Source organism: Rhizobium sp. BK619, from assembly GCF_014195245.1.
GTDB lineage: Bacteria > Pseudomonadota > Alphaproteobacteria > Rhizobiales > Rhizobiaceae > Rhizobium > Rhizobium acidisoli.
The window spans coordinates 356,174-374,084 of the sequence record NZ_JACIBH010000007.1; the positions used below are offsets into that span (position 1 = coordinate 356,174).

Genomic DNA, 17,911 nt, shown 5'->3' on the forward strand with positions numbered 1-17,911 from the left:
GCAGCGATGAAGATCACCAAACTCACCACCTATATCGTTCCGCCGCGCTGGCTGTTTTTGAAGATCGAGACCGACGAGGGCATCATCGGCTGGGGCGAACCGGTCGTCGAAGGCCGCGCGCTGACCGTCCAAGCCGCCGTCCACGAACTGGAAGACTATCTGATCGGCAAGGATCCCTTCCTGATCGAGGACCACTGGACGGTGATGTATCGCGGCGGCTTCTATCGCGGCGGTGCCGCCCATATGAGCGCCATCTCCGGCATCGACCAGGCGCTGTGGGACATCAAGGGCAAGGCCCTCGGCCAGCCGATCCATTCCCTGCTGGGCGGCCAGCTGCGCGACCGCATCAAGGTCTATTCCTGGATCGGCGGCGACCGGCCTGCCGATGTCGCCAACAATGCCAGGGAGGTGGTCGCCCGCGGCTTCAAGGCGATCAAGCTCAACGGCTGCGAGGAAATGCAGATCGTCGACACCAACGAGAAGGTGGAGAAGGCGGTGGAGACCATCGCCGTCATCCGCGAGGCGATCGGCCCGCATATCGGCATCGGCGTCGATTTCCACGGCCGCGTGCACAAGCCGATGGCCAAGGTTCTCGCCAAGGAACTCGAACCCTACAAGCTGATGTTCATCGAGGAGCCGGTTCTTTCGGAAAACAAGGAGGCGCTACGCGACATCGTCAACCATACCTCGACGCCGATCGCGCTCGGCGAACGGCTCTTTTCGCGCTGGGACTTCAAGCAGGTGCTGTCGGACGGTTATGTCGACATCATCCAGCCGGATCTGTCGCATGCCGGCGGCATCACCGAATGCCGCAAGATCGCGGCGATGGCCGAAGCCTATGATGTGGCGCTGGCGCCGCATTGCCCGTTGGGCCCGATCGCACTCGCCGCCTGCCTGCAGGTCGATGCCGTCAGCTATAATGCCTTCATCCAGGAACAGAGCCTCGGCATCCACTACAACAAAGGCAACGACATCCTCGACTACATCTCTAACAAGGAGGTGTTCCAATATGCCGATGGTTTCGTCTCGATCCCTCAAGGACCTGGTCTCGGCATCGAGGTCGACGAGGCCTATGTCATCGAGCGCGCCAAAGAGGGCCATCGCTGGCGTAACCCGATCTGGCGCCACGCCGACGGCAGTTTCGCCGAATGGTAAGAGGAAAGGGTCGCGCAAGCGGCCCTTTTTTCATTCGCCGTGTAGCAAATCGGTCGTCTCGTCCGTCATTGTGGAAACGCAAACAGGAGATCTTACGATGGCCAGAGCAATCGCAATCATCGTCGCCCGCATCATTTTCAGCTTCATCTTCTTCATGGCCGCCGGCTTCAAATTCGCCGATATCGGCGCGACGGCGGGTTACATCGCCGCTGCCGGTTTTCCGATGGCGACATTCCTTGCCTGGGTCGCGGCCTTCTTCGAGATCGCCCTGGCGCTCGCTTTCATAACCGGGGCCTTCTTCACCGAGGCCAGCCTGCTGGCGGGCGTCTACGTGATCTTCCTTGCCTTTGCCTTCCACGGGCCATCCCATTGGCAGCAGAACCAGGCCGAATTCGGCTTCTTCGTGGATCACTTCACCTTCCTCGCCGGCCTGCTCTTTGCCGCCGTCCACGGGCCGGAGAAATGGGCGCTTCGGTATAATCTTCTCAGATAGCGCCACCGGCCTTTCCTTCCGGAACCAAGAGCCGAGCGGAACATTGGCTTACAATGGCAAGGAGGGCCCGCCCATGGAGCTGAAGGGAAAGATCGCATTGGTGACCGGCGCCGGGTCCGGCATCGGCAAAGCGGCTGCTTTCAGGCTCGCCGCGGAAGGCGCGAGGGTCGCCGTGCTGAGCCGCACCGCCGACGAGGTGGAAAAGACGTGCACCGAGATCAAGGCGGCGGGCGGCGAATCGATCGCGCTGATCGCCGACACCAGCGACGAGGCGCAGATGCGCAGCGCCGTGGAGCAGCTGACCGATGCGTTCCACGGCATCGACATCGTTGTCGCCAATGCCGGCATCAACGGCGTCTGGGCGCCGATCGACGATCTGAAGCCGGATGAATGGGACAAGACCATTGCCGTCAATCTGCGCGGCACCTATCTGACCTTGCATCTGACGGTCCCCTACCTGAAGAGGAATGGCGGCTCGATCGTCGTCGTCTCCTCGATCAACGGCACCCGGACATTCACGACGCCGGGCGCCACCGCCTATACCGCAACCAAGGCCGGCCAGGTCGCCATGGTTCAGCAGCTGGCGCTGGAACTCGGCCGGCACGGCATCCGCGTCAATGCCGTCTGCCCCGGCGAGATCGAGACCAATATCGGCGCCAACACCAATAGCCGCCATCGCAAGGAGACCGAGGTGCCGGTCATCTGGCCGCAGGGAGATATCCCGATCGCCGGCGGCAAGGCGGGCAAGAGCGAGGATGTCGCCGAAACCATTCTCTTCCTCGCCTCAGACCGGGCTCGACATATCACCGGCACGCCGATCTGGATCGACGGCGGCCAGGGACTGCTGCGATAGGCCTGCGTCCTGCGACGGTCAGGCTCTCAGCCGGGCGCTATCGAGCGTATAGAGTTCCTGCGCGCGCTGCACGCCGCGCAACGCATAACGTCCGACACAGGCGAGTGCCGCACGCTGTTCCTCCGGTATCGCCGTGGCGAAATCGGAGGAGATCAAAAGATTGAGATCCACTGATCGGCACATCGAAGCGATGCGGCTGACCTCGTTGACGGCAGGGCCGATAACCGTGAAGTCCAGCCGGTCCTGACTGCCGATATTGCCGTAAAAGACGTCGCCTATATGCAGGCCGATATAGACATCCGTCGTTGGCCGGCCGTCGGCGTTGCGTTCGGCGTTCAGCTTGGCGAGCTTTTCCCGCAGAAGCGCTTCTGCGTGGAGCGCCGCACGACAGGTCTCTGCCGGCACCTCGCCCTTGAATATCGCCAGCACGCCGTCGCCGATCAGCTTCAGCACATTGCCGCCGGATTCGTGGATCGCCGTGATCACCGCCTCGCTATAATCGTTGAGCAAGGGGATGATCTCCTCCGGCGGTACGCTGTCGGAGATCTTGGTGTAGTTCAACAGATCCGAAAACCAGAGCGCGGCGGAAATCCGCTCCGATTTGCCGCGGCTGATCTTGCCCTCCATGACCTGACGCGCCGCGTCCTCACCGAGATAGACTTCGGCGATGGTGCGGGCGATGCGCCCGAGCCCGATGCACTTGATCGCCAGTCCCAGCACCGGCACCAGCTTGCGCAGGATGGCGAGGTCGTGATCGGAAAAACCCTCGGGATGTTTGGTCGCGAAATGCGAGAAGAAACAATCCATTTCGCCGATCGTTCCAGCCTCGCTGAAACGATGGACCATCGCCACGAAATCCGTGTGGCCGGCTTCAGCAATCGTATCGAGCAGGCTGAAATCGATCGGATCACCAAAGCCGAGACGTCGGCGTATCTCCCGTTCATTGTTGGACCAGAGATAATAAAAGGCCGAGCGCTGCCAGTTCGCCGCGGCTTCCCCGGAGCTCGTCGAGCCATATTCGAACTCGGTCTCGATCTCCTCCTCGCTGTCCCAGCGGAAGGCGCGGCCTTCATGCACCGGGTGCAGCGTATCCATCAGCGCCAGGCCGCGGTCGAGCGGCAGCCCGGCATTGCGGCAGGCCGCGCAGAAACCGGTCATGAGCTCTGCTTCCGAAGCGCCCTTCAGTCCCTGCTCTGTGATCCAGGCTGCAATTGTGCTGACGTCGCTATAATCCATACCGCTCACCTTCACTCTCGCCCAAGCTGTAGTCCGAATTCGGCATCGAAGGAAGCCAATTGGCTCAATCGCCGACGGGCATGTTGTAAGGCGTGACGATTTCGACCGATGAGAGCGAGGCCGGAACCGCCCGACCCGGTGACGTCGCTCGGCCCATGATCGCCCTGAAGGCCGAACGCGCATCGGTCCTGAGATCATGGTGCAGCACGAAGCCGATCCGGCGGGCGGCAAGCAGGGCGCGGTTGTCGACGTCGAGATCATGGGCGACGAAGGCGTGGACCGGGCGTCTGGCCGCATCGAAGGCTGCCAGCACAGCCCGGTTGCCGCCACCGATCGAATAGACGGCATTGAGGGTGGGATCGGCGGCAAGGGCAGCCGCCGCAAGCGTTCCCGTCGCCGTATCGGTGCCGTGCCCCTCGCTGATTTCGGTGATGCCGATCCCGGGATAATGGGCGCGGATGATGCGGCGAAAGCCGATCTCGCGCTCCTCCTCGCCACGAAACCGCCCGCTCGACAGCGTCACCAGCACCTTGCCGCCGCCACCGCTCGCAAGGACTTCGCCGATGAGATAGGCGGCGGTCTCGCCCGCCGCCCGGTTGTCGGCGCCGGCATAGGCGATGCGCGCCGAATTCGGCAGGTCGGTCACCAGCGTCACCACCGGAATGCCGGCCGCATCCGCCCGCGCAACGGCAGCGGCCACTTCGGCAACGTCAGGCGCCTTGAGTACGATGCCGTGTGTGCCGCGCAGCCGGATGCGGTCGAGAAGCTGCACCATCTCGGCCGGCTTCATCACCTCGGCGAAATGGAACCGGCATCGGAAGATGCCGGGCAGGAAGGCCGCCATCTCGGCCTCGAAGGCGGCGCGCACTGCATCGCTGAAACGCTGAGGCGTCTCCATGACGATGTCGATCGCCAGCATGCGTCCGCTCGCTACCGCCCCGGCCTGCTGTTTTTCGAGCTCGGCGATCGCCGCCTTCACCCGCATTTCCGTCTGCTGGCGCACACCTGGGCGCCCGTTCAACACCCTGTCGACGGTCGCGGTGCTCAATCCGGCCTGGAAGGCGATGTCCTTGACGAGGAAGAGATGGGCCATGGAATCCGTTTGATGGTTTTTTGATGGATTTCTGATCTATATCACCCGGCATCGCGGCGTATAGTGCCTTCATCGAAAGAGGAGGAGCCATCATGAAAACCGACAACCAGCAGAAATTGCGCGCCGACCGTGTCTGGCTCAGCGAAGACAGCTGCGATCTCGAAGATTTTCGTCGTCTTGCGGAAAAGACCACCGTGCTTGCCGATTACCCCACGGCTTCTGCGGTCGAAAAAAACGTGCTGATCTATGACAGCCGCAAGGTGACGGCGGCGGCGGCAACGCCGGAGGGCCGGCGCGCCGTGCTGGCCGAAATCTCAGAGGCCTTCGGCGACGGTCCGGGCGTCGCCGTCTTCAAGCATGCATACGAGGATACCGCCATTATCGACCGCGCCAGCGCGGTCTTCGATCAGATCATCGAGGAGCAGCACCGCACCTCGACCGGCGGCGGCGACCACTTCGCCAAACCCGGCGCCAACGACCGCATCTGGAATTCACTGGAGAAACATTGCCTCGCCGAGCCTGCGAATTTCGCTGAATATTACGGCAATGCCATCGTCGCACTCGCAAGCCAAGCCTGGCTGGGCCCGAGCTACCAGATGACGGCCCAGGTCAACCGCGTCAATCCGGGCGGCGCGGCACAGTCGGCCCATCGCGACTATCATCTCGGTTTCCAATCGTCTGCGGTGATCGAGCAGTTTCCGGTGCATGTGCACCGGCTTTCGCCGGTGCTGACGCTGCAGGGCGCGGTCGCCCATTGCGACATGCCGCTCGAAAGCGGCCCGACGCTCTTCCTGCCGCACAGCCAGACCTATGTGCCCGGTTATCTCGCGCTCAAGCGCCAGGAATTCCGGGATTATTTCGAGGCCAATCACATCCAGCTGCCACTCGAAAAAGGCGACGTCGTCTTCTTCAATCCCGCCCTCTTCCACGCCGCCGGCACCAACCGTTCGGCCGATATCAAGCGCGTCGCCAACCTGTTGCAGGTCTCCTCCGCCTTCGGCCGGGCGATGGAAACCATCAATCGCGAGAGGATGAGCGCCAGACTCTTTCCCGCCCTGAAGACCTTGCAGGACAGGCTGTCGCCCGATGAGATCGCTAACGCCGTCGCCGCCTGCGCCGAAGGCTATTCCTTCCCGACCAATCTCGACCGCGACCCGCCGCTCGGTGGCCTGGCGCCGAAGGCGCAGGCGCAGCTGATGCACGAGGCATTGAAGGAAGGCTGGAGCGACGAAGCCTTTGCGGCGGCACTTGCAGAGCAGGCGCAGAAGAAGCTGAGCTGACTAAGGATCTAGAGCCGACCCCGCATAAAGCTTCCCGCATACGGGGGAGGCCATTCGCATATCACCACCAAGGAGGAACCACATGAGCACGGATCCCGGCCGCCTCGACGGCAAGATCGCCATCGTCACCGGCGGCACGCAGGGGTTGGGCGCCACCATCGCCCGTCTCTTCGCCGAACGCGGTGCCGAAGGCATCGTCATTTGCGGCCGCAACGAAGCCAAGGGCCAGGCGAAGGCCAATGAGATTTCGGCCGCGACCGGCGTGAAGGTCGTCTACGTCAGGGCCGACCTCGGCAAGGTCGAGGACGCCAGAAATGTCGTCCACGCCTGCGACGAGGCCTTCGGCCGGGTCGACGCACTGGTCAATGCCGCTGCCATCACCGATCGCGGCACCATCCTCGACACCAGCCCTGAACTCTTCGACGCCATGTTCGCCGTCAACGTGCGCGCACCGTTCTTCCTGATGCAGGAGGCCGTGAAGGTCATGCGCCGCGAAAAGACCGAGGGCACCATCGTCAACATCGGCTCGATGTCAGCCAAGGCAGGTCAGCCGTTCATCGCCGCCTATTGCGCCTCCAAGGGGGCGTTGGAAACGCTGACGAAGAACACCGCCTATGCGCTGCTGCGCAACCGCATCCGCGTCAACGGCCTCAACATCGGCTGGATGGCGTCCGAAGGCGAAGATCGCATCCAGCGCGAATATCACGACGCCCCCGCCGACTGGCTGGAGAAGGCGGCGGCAGGCCAGCCTTTCGGCCGCCTCGTCGACCCGCACGAGGTGGCGCGCGCCTGCGCCTACCTGTCATCGGCCGAATCCGGCCTGATGACCGGCTCGGTCATTTGCTTCGACCAGTCGATCTGGGGCGCCTATGACGGCTCGCCGCATCCGGTGGCGGCGCTCTGATCAGTCTTGAGCCCGGCATTTCCCAGAGCCGGGCTCTGGCACCTCCCGGGATTTGCCGCTAGGAAGATGCGGCAGCATTCAGGGAGAAACTGGCGTGGCCGACAATCCGCTTTATGACATCCGCGATGAACGTTTTAGCGCTCTGGTCATCGGCAGCGCCGCGCTCGAAGAACTCTATTCCGGCTGCCGCTGGACGGAAGGCCCGGTCTGGTTTTCCGACCTGAACTGCCTTCTCTGGAGCGATATTCCCAATGAACGCATGATGCGCTGGACACCGGATGGGACGGTCTCGGTCTTCCGCTCGCCCTCCAACTACGTCAACGGCAATACCCGCGACCGGCAGGGCCGACTGGTCTCCTGCGAACATGGCGGCCGCCGCGTCACCCGCACCGAGATCGACGGCACAATCACCGTTCTCGCCGACAGCTACAAAGGCAAAAGGCTGAACTCGCCGAACGATGTCGTCGTGCATTCCGATGGCGGGATCTGGTTCACCGATCCGACTTACGGCATCCTGTCGGATTACGAAGGCCACAGGGCCGAGCCCGAGCAGCCGACCCGCAACGTCTACCGAATCGATCCCGCAAGCGGCGCGATCGAGGCCGTCATCGACGATTTTATCCAGCCGAACGGCCTTGCCTTTTCGCCCGACGAGACGAAGCTCTACATTGCCGATTCCGGCTCGGCAAAACATGAAGTGCCGCGCCATATAAGAGTTTTCGACGTCGTCGACGGCAGGAAGCTCGCAAACAGCCGCTATTTCTGCAGCCTCGACGTCGGCAATCCTGACGGTTTCCGCTTCGATGTCAGCGGCAACCTCTGGACAAGTGCGTCCGACGGCGTGCACTGCTTTTCGCCGGACGGCACCTTGCTCGGCAAGATCAGGGTGCCGCAGACGGTGTCCAACCTCACCTTCGGCGGCCCCAAGAAGAACCGGCTCTTCATCACCGCGACGCGCTCGGTCTATTCGATCTATACGAAGACCAACGGCGCCCAATATCCGTAGGTACCGGCGCTCTGCCGGCGCCGGCCCGTGGCATAAGATCAGGCCTTCACCCCGTCCGGCCTGCCGTGCAGCGGCTCGGCGCGGTGCCAGTTTTCCAGGATGCGGCCGTCACTATGTTTCTGCCGCGCCCAGCGGATGCCGTTCGAGATCACCTTATGCACGGTCTTGTCGTGATAGATCGGATAGGTTTCGTGGCCGGGGCTGAAGAAGAAGATGCGCCCGCGCCCGCGCTGGAAGGTGCAGCCGCTGCGGAACACCTCGCCGCCGGAATACCAGGAGATGAACACTAGCTCGTCCGGCTGCGGGATGTCGAAAGGCTCGCCATACATTTCCGAGGCATTGACCTCGAAATAAGGCGGCAGTCCCTCGGCGATCGGATGTGACGGATTGACCACCCAGACGCGCTCCAGGTCTCCATCCGGCGTCTCGCGCCAGGAAAGATTGGCATTGGTGCCCATCAGCCGGCGGAAGAGTTTGGAATGATGGCCGGAATGCAGCACCAGCAGGCCCATGCCCTTCAGCACGCGCTGCTGCACGCGCTCGATCAGCCCGTCGCTGACCTCCTCATGCGCCATATGCCCCCACCAGAGCAGCACGTCGGTATCATCGAGCACGCTGTCCGGCAGGCCTTCATCGGGATCGTCGAGCGTGCCGCGGCGGATTTCGAAATCCGGATGGGCGATGCCGGCGGCGATCGCGCCGTCGATGCGATCGGGATAGATCTCCTGGACCTCCTTATGGAGCTGCTCGTGGCGTCCCTCGTTCCAGATGGTGACCTTGATTGTCATGGCATTCCTCGATGTTTGCGGTCAGGCGGTTGCCGGACGGATCACCCGGCCGGCGGAATCGAATAGATGGCAGGCGGCGGGATCGGCGGTCAGCGACACGCGGTCGCCCGGCCGCACAGCGATATCGCCCTCGGCACGCACGACGATCGGCTGCTGCCCGGAGCCGACGGTCATGTAGGTCTCGACGCCGAGCCGCTCGACGATGACGACTTCTGCCGTGAAATGGCCCTGCCCTTCCGGCGCGATCTTCAGATGCTCCGGCCGGATGCCGAGTTTGGCCTCGCCCTGCGGCACCGAGCCATTGGCATCGGCAAGATCGAGCGACAGCCCGATCGGACTGTCGAGATGCAGCGCACCCGCCGACGCCCGCGTCGCGGTGACCGGGATGACGTTCATCTTCGGCGAGCCGATGAAGGTCGCGACGAATTCATTCTGCGGCTGATGGTAGAGCGACATCGGCGCGCCCTCCTGTGCCACCAGGCCCTTGTTCAGCACGACGATGCGGTCGGCCATCGTCATCGCCTCCACCTGATCGTGGGTGACGTAGACGACGGTCGCCTTCAGCTCGCGGTGCAGGCGCTGCAGCTCGGCGCGCATTTGCACGCGCAGCGCCGAATCGAGGTTCGAGAGTGGCTCGTCGAACAGGATCAGCGACGGCTTCTTGATGATGGCGCGGCCGATCGCCACCCGCTGGCGCTGGCCGCCGGAAAGGGCGGCCGGGCGGCGGTCAAGATAGTCGGTGAGCTGCAGGATCTCGGCGACGCCTTCCACCTGCCGGCGAATTTCCGCCTCCGGCACCTTTTTCAGGCTGAGGGAAAAGCCGATGTTTTCGGCAACGGTCATATGCGGATAGAGCGCATAGGACTGGAACACCATGGCGATGCCGCGCTTGTCGGGCGGCACGTCGTTGATGCGCTTGCCGTCGAGGACGAGATCGCCTTCGTCGATGCCTTCGAGGCCGGCGATCATGCGCAGCAGCGTCGACTTGCCGCAGCCGGACGGACCGACGAAGACGGCGAATTCCCCGTCCTCAACGGTGATATCGACGCCCTTGATGACCTCGAGCGCGCCGTAGAACTTGCGAACGTTTCTGAGATTGATCATCCGTTTCTCCTCTTGATCTCAGCCCTTCACGCCGCCCGAAAATGTCTGGACGAGGAAGCGCCGCGCAAAGCCGAAGGCGACGACGGCCGGCAGCAGATAGATGAAGGCCAGCGCGGTCAGCAGGCCGTAGTCGATCTCGTTGATGCGGAGAAAAGCGCGGAAGAGGCCGAGCGGCAGCGTCTGCAGCTCCGGCGACGATAGGAAGATCAGCGGCAACAGGAAATCGCCCCAGGCCGACATGAAGGCGAACAGCCCGGCGGCGGCAAGCCCCGGCAGCGCCAGCGGGATCAGCACCCGGCGGATGCGCTGGATCAGCGTCGCCCCGTCCATCAGCGCCGCCTCTTCATAGTCTCTCGGCAGCCCGTCGAAGAAGGTCTTCATGATCCAGAGCGCCAGCGGCAATTGCATCGTCGCCAGCACCAGGATCAGCCCGAGATAACCGTCGATGAAGCCGGTCCAGCGCATGATGCCGCGGGCATAGCTGCCGAAGATCGGCCTGAGCATCGCCGCTTCGGCATTGTTCAGCGTCAGCAGGAATTTGTAGAGCGGCACGACGAGCGCCGTCGGCGGCAGCACGCGGATGAGCAGGATCGCATAGAGGAAGGGCAGCTTCCACCAGGCGCGGGTGCGCGACAAGGCGTAACCGCCGAGCCCCGCTAGCACCATGACGAGCAGCGTGGCGCTGCCGACGACGAAGAGCGAGTTGAACAGCCACTTCGCCCCGTCTTCCTTGGTGAAGACTCTGACATAATTGGCGAAGGTCCATTGCTGCGGCCAATGCAGGAAGAGCTGCGCATTGCCGTCGAAAGAGGCGAGCAGCACCCAGAAGAAAGGCACGGCGCAGAAGATCGAGATCAGCGACAGCGTCGCATAGGCGATGAGGTCGGAGCGGCCCTTGTTGGCTGTCTCGCTTGGGGAAACGACGGCCATATCAGACCTCCACCTTCATCGCCCGGACATAGGCGATGCCGAGAACCAGCGAGATGACGAGCGCAACGACCGCGACCGCGGCGCCATATCCGAGCTGGAACGCCGTGAAGGACTGGTTGTAGATGTAAATGCTGACGACCTCGGTGGCGCCGCCGGGTCCGCCGCGCGTCAGCGCGTAGACGAGGCCGAAGACGGCGATGGTCGAGACGGCCGAGATCAGCATGTAGAGCAGGATCGTCGGCATCATCAGCGGCAGGGTGATGCGGCGAAACATCTGCGACGGCGTGGCGCCGTCCATGCGCGCCGCCTCGTAAATCTCCGCCGGAATGGTGCTGAGGCCCGCCGTCAGCAGGATCATCGCCGTGGCAATGCCGCGCCAGGTGTTGACGATGATGATCATCGACAGCGGGAAGACCTGCAGCCAGTCGGCCGGCGTGACGCCGAAGAAGCTGACGATGCGGCTGAGCGTGGCATTGTCGCCGCCCGCCAGCATCGAGATCCACATGAAGCCGGCGACGACTTCGGGGGCGGCATTGGGCAGCAGGATGATCGACGAGAACACCCGCCGGAAGCGGATCGGCCGGCGCAGCGCGATTGCCGAGATCAGGCCGAGCACGAACTGGCCGATCACCGCGGACCCGATGACGAAGACGAAGGTGACGAACAGCGAATTCCAGAACTTGGCGTCGTTGAACAGCCTGACATAATTCCGGAAGCCGACGAAGCGCGGCCGGAGGGCCGCCGCCCCGGTCAGCGCCTCGTTGGTGAAGCTCAGATAGATGGAATAGACGGCCGGATAGATGACGAAGGCCAGCAGCAGCACGAGCGAGGGCAGCAGGATCAGCAGCCATTGCCGCTCGGCGCGCCTTTCATGAGAGTTTCTGGCCATGGAAGCTCGCAACCTGTCGAATGTACCGGCTCATCGAATAAAAACGGGGAGACGCGGGCCTTGGCGCCGCGTCCCCGTTCGCGGGGAAAGCAAGCTGAGGCTTACTTCACCATGTCGTCGCCGAGCGTTTCCTTGACGTAGTCGACCAGGATCTTCTGGGCGCCGGCGGCATCGGTTTCCTTGCGCAGCAGCGCTTCGGTCGCCCGCGCCACGCCTTCCGAAACCGTGCCGAAACCGGAGGCCTGCTTCAGGAACACGCCGTTTCCGGCCGCCGCATGGATCGGAACCAGCTCCGTCAGCTTCTGGAAGTCGGCATTATCAGCCGCATCCTTGCTGGCGGGAATGTTGCCGATGCGGGCGGCATAGGAAACCTGCGTCTCGATCGAGCCGATCTCCATCAGCGCCTTGATTGCCAGTTCGGTATTGGCCGATTTGGAATTGACGGCCCACGGCGCGGCAAGGTTGGCGAGCACATACTGGCCGCTGGCCTGGCCCGGCACCGTCCAGGTTCCCACAACCTTCGTCACTTCGGGGATCGGGTTCTTGCTCTCGCGGCCCCAGTCGAAAATATAGCACCAGGAGCCGCAGGTGGTCGCGGCGAGCTTGCCTTCCGGGAACATCTGGTATTTCGGCACGACCCAGGGCTCCGGCCCGAGCAGCGGCTGCGTCGGCATCAGATCCTTGTCGATCAGCTCCTTGTAGACGTTGAAGACATCCTTGATGCCCTCGCCGTTGAGATCGAGCTTGCCGTCGGCATCGACCAGCTGCGGCGTCTTGGAGCCGACCAGCAGGTGCTGGAAGCCCTCGTCGAAGGCGCCGCTTCCCCAGGAGACGCCGGCCGGGAAGAGCAGGCCGTAGGCGCCGGTCTTCTGCTTGATCTCGGCCGCACGGTCGAGAAGCTCCTGCCAGGTCTTCGGCTGCTCTGTGGAGATGCCGGCCTTTTCGAGAACGTCCTTGCGATAATAGATTTCCTGAATGCCGAGCATGAACGGCATCACATAGGTCTCGCCATCCGGGCTGACGGCAAGCTCCTTGGCGACGTCATAGAGGTTGGCATAACCCTCCCAGGCCTTGAACTCCTTGGTGATAGGCGTGAGGTAGCCGGCTTCCACCATATCGGCGACGGCAGCCGTCGTCGGGATGGAGAACAGATCAGGCGCGTTGCCGGCTCCGAGTTCCGTCAGCAGTTTGGTCAGGTAATCCTTGTCGGGCGCCGGATATTCGATGACCTCGACGGTCACGCCGTATTTCTTTTCGATCCGCTCGACCGTCGACTTCATCGCATCGATGCCGGCTTGGCCGTGATTGGCAATTCGAATTGTTTCAGCCTGCGCCAGCGTCGAAACCGCGCTCAGCAGAATGGCGCACAGGCCACTAAGAACTGTCTTCTTCAACGGAAGTCCTCCCTTTTTTTGCAGACACGGTGCCCTCCAGCACCGGCTGCGAAAATGTACACGCATTCCCATAACTGGCAAGTCGGGTTTTGAAAAGATTCGAACATCGACTTCAATTTACTGATATTACTGGGATATCCAAATATTGCCATTCGCATATCGCCTGTGTAATCGTGTACACAAACATTCAGGGAGGAAATTTTCATGGCTGAGAAATTGCGCCTCGGCGTCATCGGCGCCGGGCTGAAGGCGGCGGAATATGCCGAGAGCTGGGCTGGGATGCCGGAGATCGAATTCGCCGCCCTTGCGGACACCACGGCGGCCTCGCGCCGGCGCCTGATCGACGTCTGCCTTACCGCCGGCGCGCCCGAACCGAGAAGCTTCGAGGACTATCGCGAAATGCTCGTCCAATGCCGGGACGAACTCGACATCGTCTATATCTCCACCCCGCATGCCTTCCACGCCGAGCAAGCGACCGCCGTCGCCGAAGCCGGCCTCGACCTCTTCCTGGAAAAACCGATGGTGACGACGGTCGCCGAGGCCGAGCGGCTGATCGCGGCGCAGAAGAAGAGCGGCGTTACCATCGTCACCGCCTTCCAGGGCGGTCTGTCGCCGCTGGTGCTCGACACGCGCCGGCGGGCGCTTTCCGGCGAATTCGGCGAGCTGATCGCCATATCGGGCATGATCTGGGAAAGCTGGTCGTCTAATTACGACGGCCATTGGAAGCAGCAGCCCGAGATCTCCGGCGGCGGCTTCATGTTCGATACCGGCGCCCATATGATGAACACCGTCTGCCTGCTCGCCAATTCCGATTTCGACAGCGTTTCGGCCTACATGGCCAATCACGGCAAAAAGGTCGATATAGCAACCGCCGTCTCCGCCCGGCTGAAGAACGGCGCGCTGGCAACGCTGACGGCCGCCGGCGAAGGCCCACCCGGCTGCGCCTCCCACATCACCTTCTTCTATTCAAAGGCGATCGTGCGCATCGATGCGTGGGGCGGTTGGCGCGAGATCAGCGTCGGCCGCGACGCCGAGCCGCGCGAGGAAGCCGAGATTCTCGGCAATCCGATGAAAAATTTCCTCGCCATTCGCGCGGGAAAAATGGAAAACTCCGGCTCCGTTGAAATGGGCCTCAGATTCGCTAGGCTATGGGACGCAATCAAGGAATCGGCAGCGGCCGGCGGCGCCTCCGTCAGGATCGTCGCCCAATAGGCGCAGATGAGCGGAATGAACAGACGGCGGATCACCTCGAAGGAACTGGCGAAACTCGCCGGCGTCTCCTCCGCCACCATTTCCCGCGCCTTCTCGCCGGATTCGCGCATCGGCAGCGCAACACGCGATCGCATCCTCGCCGTCGCGCGTGAACATGGCTACCAGCCGAATGCCATAGCCCGTTCGCTGAACAACCAGCGTTCGCGGCTGGTCGCCCTCGTCGTCAATGCGATCGGCAATCCGTGCGAGGCCGAAGAACAGCAGCTTCTCGTCCACCGCCTGCAGGCGCGGCAATTGCTGCCGATCATCCTCTGCTGCGCCGATCATTCCGACCGGCTGCAACTGATGCGGCTTGCCTCCACCTATCAGGTCGATCACGTCGTCGTCTTCTCCGACATGGTGTCGATGCAGGATGCCGTCGATATCTTCCACACGACGAAGCCGATCATCGTCTCCTTCGAGCCGCTCGAAAACGAAAACGTCTCCTCGATCCGCATCGATGGCTCCGCGGCCGCCGACGAGATCATCGACAAGATCGCCCGCGACGGCAAGAAACGCTTCGCCTATCTCTCCGGCACCAATTCAAGCTGGATCGACAAGCTCAGGCGCAAATGGTTCGCCGATGCGCTGGCCAAGCGCGGCCTCTCTTTCGCAGCCCAGGCTTTTGGCGATTATTCCTATGATTCCGGCTTCAAGGAAGCCGTACTGCTGCTGCACCGCGAAAAGGTCGACGCCATCATCTGCGGCAACGACGTCATGGCGATCGGTGCGCGCGATGCGGCACGCCGCGTGCTCGGCAAAAACACGCCCGACGATATCGCCATCGTCGGCCAGGATGGCATCGCCATGGCCGCCTGGGATTGCAACGACCTCACCACGCTGAGCCTCGACCACGTCGCCTTTATCGATGCCGTCGTCGAACTGATCGAACGCCATGACGCCGAGATCGAAGGCCCGCACAGCATCACCCTCACCTGCACCGCCCGCTGGGGCTCTACCGCCTAGGATCTGGCCGGCTTGGCCTTTTCGGCATCATGTTCTAAGGCTCACCTATCAATTGCATCAAGGAGGAATACCATGACCCGATTTTCACGCACCGAAAAGCGCCGCACCGCTCCTGATGCCGTGATCGGGAGAGCCTGAGATGCGTTCCGTCGTTTCCTTCAACGAAGGCTGGAGTTTCCATGAGGGCTTCGGACAGCGTCTGCTCGAAAGCTTCGACGCCGCCAAGTCGGTCAGCCTGCCCCATACCGCCGTCGAACTGCCTTTCAACTATTTCGACGAAAAGAGCTATCAGCGCGCCTTCACCTATCAGAAAGTGCTGCGCTGGCTGCCGGAATTCGAGGGCCGCGAGGTGTCGCTCGTCTTCGACGCCGCCATGGCCGACAGCGTCGTCTATCTCAACGGCGAAGAGATCATCGCCCATAAGGACGGCTACACCCCCTTCGAGGCGCGCCTCACCGGCAAGCTCGTCAAGGGCGAGAACCTGGTGACCGTCAAGATCGACGGCAGCGAAAACCCTGAGATCCCGCCCTTCGGCGGCCGCATCGATTATCTGACGTATGCCGGTATTTACCGCGACGTCTGGCTGAAGGTCACCGACCCCGTCTCGATCCGCAATCTCAAGATCGAAACCGCAGACGTTCTTGCCCCGGAAAAATCGGCAACCATCCGCGTCGATATCGCCAATCCCGAAGGCCGCAGCTTCTCGGCAACCGTCACCGCCACGCTGAAGCAGGCAGATGGCACGGTGATCGCCACCGCAGCGACCGAGACGATCGGCGACCGCACCAGGCTTTCCTTCGGCGGCCTCACCGACATCACGCTCTGGGACATTACCGATCCCACCCTCTACGACGTCACCGTCGAACTCAGGACCGAGCACGGCTCCGACCGTATCTCCACCCGCTTCGGCTTCCGCACCGCCGAATTCACGCCGCAAGGTTTCCTTCTCAACGGCAAACCGCTGAAGCTGCGCGGCCTCAACCGCCACCAGTCCTTCCCTTATGTCGGTTATGCTGCCGGCCGTTCCGCCCAGGAGCGCGACGCCGACATCATGAAGACGGTGCTGAAGTGCAATATCGTCCGCACCTCGCATTATCCGCAATCGAAATGGTTCCTCGACCGCTGCGACGCCATCGGCCTGCTGGTTTTCGAGGAAATCCCCGGCTGGCAGCATATCGGCGATGCCGACTGGCAGAAGGAATCGATCGAAAACGTCCGCCGGATGATCGAGCGCGACTGGAACCATCCCTCGATCATCATCTGGGGCGTGCGCATCAACGAGTCCCAGGATAGTCACGATTTCTACGTCGAGACCAATCGCCTCGCCCGTGAGCTCGACAGCACCCGCCAGACCGGCGGCGTGCGTTATATCACCGAGAGCGAACTGCTCGAAGACGTCTACACGATGAACGACTTCATCCTCGGCAACGAAGAACTGCCGGGCGCCAACCGCCCGCGCACCGCATTGCGCGGCCAGGAGGAAAATACCGGTCTGTCCCGGAAGGTGCCGTACCTCATCACCGAGTTCAACGGCCACATGCATCCGACGAAGATCTATGACCAGGAACAGCGCCAGGCCGAGCATGTGCGCCGTCACCTGGAGGTGCTGAATGCCGCCTATGGCGATCCCGATATCTCCGGCGCCATCGGCTGGTGCATGTTCGATTACAACACCCACAAGGATTTCGGCTCCGGCGACCGGATCTGCTATCACGGCGTCATGGACATGTTCCGCGAGCCGAAATTCGCGGCCTATGCCTATATCAGCCAGTGCGACCCGTCCGACGAGATCGTCATGAAGCCGGTGACCTTCTGGGCCCGCGGCGAGCGCAATATCGGCGGCGTGCTGCCGCTGATCATCCTGACCAATTGCGACGAGGTGGAGCTGCAATATGGCGGGCTCAGCAAGCGCATCGGCCCGGACCGCGAGAACTATCCGCATCTGCCGCATCCGCCCGTCGTGCTCGATCATCGCCACTTCACGCCCGATGAGCTCGGCACTTGGGGTCTGGAATGGATCGACGGCACCTTGACCGGCTATATCGGCGGCGAGCCGGTGACAAGCCTGACCTTTGCCGCCGATCCTCTGCCGACGACGCTGGAAATCGTCGCCGACAGCCACACGCTGAGGGCGCGCGAACGCGACAGCACCCGCGTCATCATCCGCGCCCTCGACCAGTGCGGCCAGCGCCTGCCCTTCATGAACGACAGCATTTCGCTGAAGGTGCATGGGCCTGCAAAGATCGTCGGCCCGGCCAATGTACCGCTGCAGGGCGGTACCGCGGGCTTCTGGCTGGAGGCGACGGGGATGGTCGGCGAGATCACCGTCGAAGCGGTCTCCTCGCGTTTCCCCCCGGTGACCCTCAATGTGACGGCCGCCGCCTGACGGCTGTCACGAAATCCTGAGCTGGCTCTGCGGATCGAAGAACACGGCCTTGTCGAGATTGAAGGCAAGGCGTGTGTTCTGTCCGGGAGCGATGCCGGCATCGGCGCGCAGGCGGGCGACGACGGATTTGCCGCCGAGCTTGGTGACGGCGAAGGTGTCGGAGCCGGCCGGTTCGACCACTTC

The 17,911-nt window shown here is 62.7% G+C and carries 16 protein-coding genes and 1 pseudogene; 9 read left to right on the plus strand and 8 right to left on the minus strand.

What is annotated here, in order from left to right:
• Nucleotides 1–6 precede the first annotated feature (6 nt).
• The 3 genes from dgoD (at nt 7) to FHX14_RS15945 (ending at nt 2,501) form a co-directional block, all read left to right on the plus strand.
• The gene (gene dgoD / locus FHX14_RS15935; RefSeq protein WP_184377741.1) at nt 7–1,155 is read left to right on the plus strand and encodes a galactonate dehydratase; all 1,149 of its coding nucleotides are present in this window, start codon (nt 7–9) and stop codon (nt 1,153–1,155) included.
• A 97-nt stretch (nt 1,156–1,252) separates the two neighbouring features.
• Nucleotides 1,253–1,648 (plus strand): DoxX family protein, encoded by a 396-nt coding sequence (locus FHX14_RS15940; protein WP_179612141.1) that lies wholly within the window; start codon nt 1,253–1,255, stop codon nt 1,646–1,648.
• Between the two features lie 73 nt (nt 1,649–1,721).
• Nucleotides 1,722–2,501, plus strand: a complete 780-nt coding sequence (locus tag FHX14_RS15945; protein WP_184377742.1) for an SDR family NAD(P)-dependent oxidoreductase — start codon at nt 1,722–1,724, stop codon at nt 2,499–2,501.
• Between the two features lie 18 nt (nt 2,502–2,519).
• Here the strand turns inward: FHX14_RS15945 and FHX14_RS15950 are convergent, their stop codons facing one another.
• Together FHX14_RS15950 and FHX14_RS15955 are read right to left on the minus strand one after the other, a co-directional pair.
• Entirely contained in the window at nt 2,520–3,737 is a 1,218-nt protein-coding gene (locus FHX14_RS15950; RefSeq protein ID WP_184377743.1) for an adenylate/guanylate cyclase domain-containing protein, read from the minus strand.
• A gap of 64 nt (nt 3,738–3,801) precedes the next feature.
• A complete protein-coding gene (locus FHX14_RS15955; protein WP_184377744.1) occupies nt 3,802–4,830 on the minus strand; it encodes a LacI family DNA-binding transcriptional regulator in 1,029 nt (342 codons plus the stop codon).
• A gap of 92 nt (nt 4,831–4,922) precedes the next feature.
• Between FHX14_RS15955 and FHX14_RS15960 the strand changes: the two genes are divergently transcribed.
• The 3 genes from FHX14_RS15960 to FHX14_RS15970 all read left to right on the plus strand — a co-directional run bounded on the left by FHX14_RS15960 (nt 4,923) and on the right by FHX14_RS15970 (nt 8,020).
• Nucleotides 4,923–6,110, plus strand: coding sequence for a phytanoyl-CoA dioxygenase family protein (locus tag FHX14_RS15960; protein WP_184377745.1), 1,188 nt, complete (start codon nt 4,923–4,925; stop codon nt 6,108–6,110).
• Between the two features lie 82 nt (nt 6,111–6,192).
• Nucleotides 6,193–7,014 carry an SDR family oxidoreductase gene (locus FHX14_RS15965; RefSeq protein WP_184377746.1) on the plus strand — a complete coding sequence of 274 codons (822 nt, stop codon included), beginning with the start codon at nt 6,193–6,195 and terminating at the stop codon, nt 7,012–7,014.
• Nucleotides 7,015–7,108: 94 nt separating this feature from the next.
• Nucleotides 7,109–8,020, plus strand: coding sequence for an SMP-30/gluconolactonase/LRE family protein (locus FHX14_RS15970; protein WP_184377747.1), 912 nt, complete (start codon nt 7,109–7,111; stop codon nt 8,018–8,020).
• Between the two features lie 38 nt (nt 8,021–8,058).
• On the opposite strand, the gene FHX14_RS15975 is transcribed toward FHX14_RS15970, so the two are convergent.
• The 5 genes from FHX14_RS15975 to FHX14_RS15995 all read right to left on the minus strand — a co-directional run bounded on the left by FHX14_RS15975 (nt 8,059) and on the right by FHX14_RS15995 (nt 13,125).
• Complete coding sequence (locus FHX14_RS15975) at nt 8,059–8,808, minus strand: ThuA domain-containing protein (RefSeq protein ID WP_184377748.1); 750 nt, start codon at nt 8,806–8,808, stop codon at nt 8,059–8,061.
• 21 nt (nt 8,809–8,829) lie between these two features.
• A complete protein-coding gene (gene ugpC, locus FHX14_RS15980) occupies nt 8,830–9,912 on the minus strand; it encodes a sn-glycerol-3-phosphate ABC transporter ATP-binding protein UgpC (protein WP_003590095.1) in 1,083 nt (360 codons plus the stop codon).
• A gap of 18 nt (nt 9,913–9,930) precedes the next feature.
• Complete coding sequence (locus FHX14_RS15985; protein WP_184377749.1) at nt 9,931–10,842, minus strand: carbohydrate ABC transporter permease; 912 nt, start codon at nt 10,840–10,842, stop codon at nt 9,931–9,933.
• Between the two features lies 1 nt (nt 10,843).
• A complete protein-coding gene (locus FHX14_RS15990) occupies nt 10,844–11,731 on the minus strand; it encodes a sugar ABC transporter permease (RefSeq protein WP_184377750.1) in 888 nt (295 codons plus the stop codon).
• A gap of 101 nt (nt 11,732–11,832) precedes the next feature.
• A complete protein-coding gene (locus FHX14_RS15995; RefSeq protein ID WP_184377751.1) occupies nt 11,833–13,125 on the minus strand; it encodes an extracellular solute-binding protein in 1,293 nt (430 codons plus the stop codon).
• Between the two features lie 204 nt (nt 13,126–13,329).
• On the opposite strand from FHX14_RS15995, the gene FHX14_RS16000 reads away from it, so the two are divergent.
• From FHX14_RS16000 to FHX14_RS16010, 3 genes are all read left to right on the plus strand, one after another.
• Entirely contained in the window at nt 13,330–14,337 is a 1,008-nt protein-coding gene (locus tag FHX14_RS16000) for a Gfo/Idh/MocA family oxidoreductase (protein ID WP_184377752.1), read from the plus strand.
• 6 nt (nt 14,338–14,343) lie between these two features.
• Nucleotides 14,344–15,342: a LacI family DNA-binding transcriptional regulator gene (locus FHX14_RS16005; protein WP_183697956.1), complete on the plus strand. Its 999-nt coding sequence runs from the start codon at nt 14,344–14,346 to the stop codon at nt 15,340–15,342.
• A gap of 139 nt (nt 15,343–15,481) precedes the next feature.
• Nucleotides 15,482–17,728 (plus strand): glycoside hydrolase family 2 protein, encoded by a 2,247-nt coding sequence (locus tag FHX14_RS16010; protein ID WP_184377753.1) that lies wholly within the window; start codon nt 15,482–15,484, stop codon nt 17,726–17,728.
• A 6-nt stretch (nt 17,729–17,734) separates the two neighbouring features.
• On the opposite strand, the pseudogene FHX14_RS16015 reads toward FHX14_RS16010, so the two are convergent.
• Nucleotides 17,735–17,911, minus strand: a pseudogene (locus FHX14_RS16015) (sugar ABC transporter ATP-binding protein); the annotation flags it as partial.

Excerpts from the sequence above, each read along its gene's own strand:
- FHX14_RS15975 (WP_184377748.1), bottom strand. The coding sequence starts at position 8,808 with ATGACAATCAAGGTCACCATCTGGAACGAGGGACGCCACGAGCAGCTC.
- FHX14_RS15955 (WP_184377744.1), bottom strand. The coding sequence starts at position 4,830 with ATGGCCCATCTCTTCCTCGTCAAGGACATCGCCTTCCAGGCCGGATTG.
- FHX14_RS15940 (WP_179612141.1), top strand. The coding sequence starts at position 1,253 with ATGGCCAGAGCAATCGCAATCATCGTCGCCCGCATCATTTTCAGCTTC.
- FHX14_RS15945 (WP_184377742.1), top strand. The coding sequence starts at position 1,722 with ATGGAGCTGAAGGGAAAGATCGCATTGGTGACCGGCGCCGGGTCCGGC.
- FHX14_RS15990 (WP_184377750.1), bottom strand. The coding sequence starts at position 11,731 with ATGGCCAGAAACTCTCATGAAAGGCGCGCCGAGCGGCAATGGCTGCTG.
- FHX14_RS15950 (WP_184377743.1), bottom strand. The coding sequence starts at position 3,737 with ATGGATTATAGCGACGTCAGCACAATTGCAGCCTGGATCACAGAGCAG.
- FHX14_RS16000 (WP_184377752.1), top strand. The coding sequence starts at position 13,330 with ATGGCTGAGAAATTGCGCCTCGGCGTCATCGGCGCCGGGCTGAAGGCG.
- FHX14_RS16005 (WP_183697956.1), top strand. The coding sequence starts at position 14,344 with ATGAGCGGAATGAACAGACGGCGGATCACCTCGAAGGAACTGGCGAAA.
- dgoD (WP_184377741.1), top strand. The coding sequence starts at position 7 with ATGAAGATCACCAAACTCACCACCTATATCGTTCCGCCGCGCTGGCTG.
- FHX14_RS15965 (WP_184377746.1), top strand. The coding sequence starts at position 6,193 with ATGAGCACGGATCCCGGCCGCCTCGACGGCAAGATCGCCATCGTCACC.
- FHX14_RS15960 (WP_184377745.1), top strand. The coding sequence starts at position 4,923 with ATGAAAACCGACAACCAGCAGAAATTGCGCGCCGACCGTGTCTGGCTC.
- ugpC (WP_003590095.1), bottom strand. The coding sequence starts at position 9,912 with ATGATCAATCTCAGAAACGTTCGCAAGTTCTACGGCGCGCTCGAGGTC.
- FHX14_RS16010 (WP_184377753.1), top strand. The coding sequence starts at position 15,482 with ATGCGTTCCGTCGTTTCCTTCAACGAAGGCTGGAGTTTCCATGAGGGC.
- FHX14_RS15985 (WP_184377749.1), bottom strand. The coding sequence starts at position 10,842 with ATGGCCGTCGTTTCCCCAAGCGAGACAGCCAACAAGGGCCGCTCCGAC.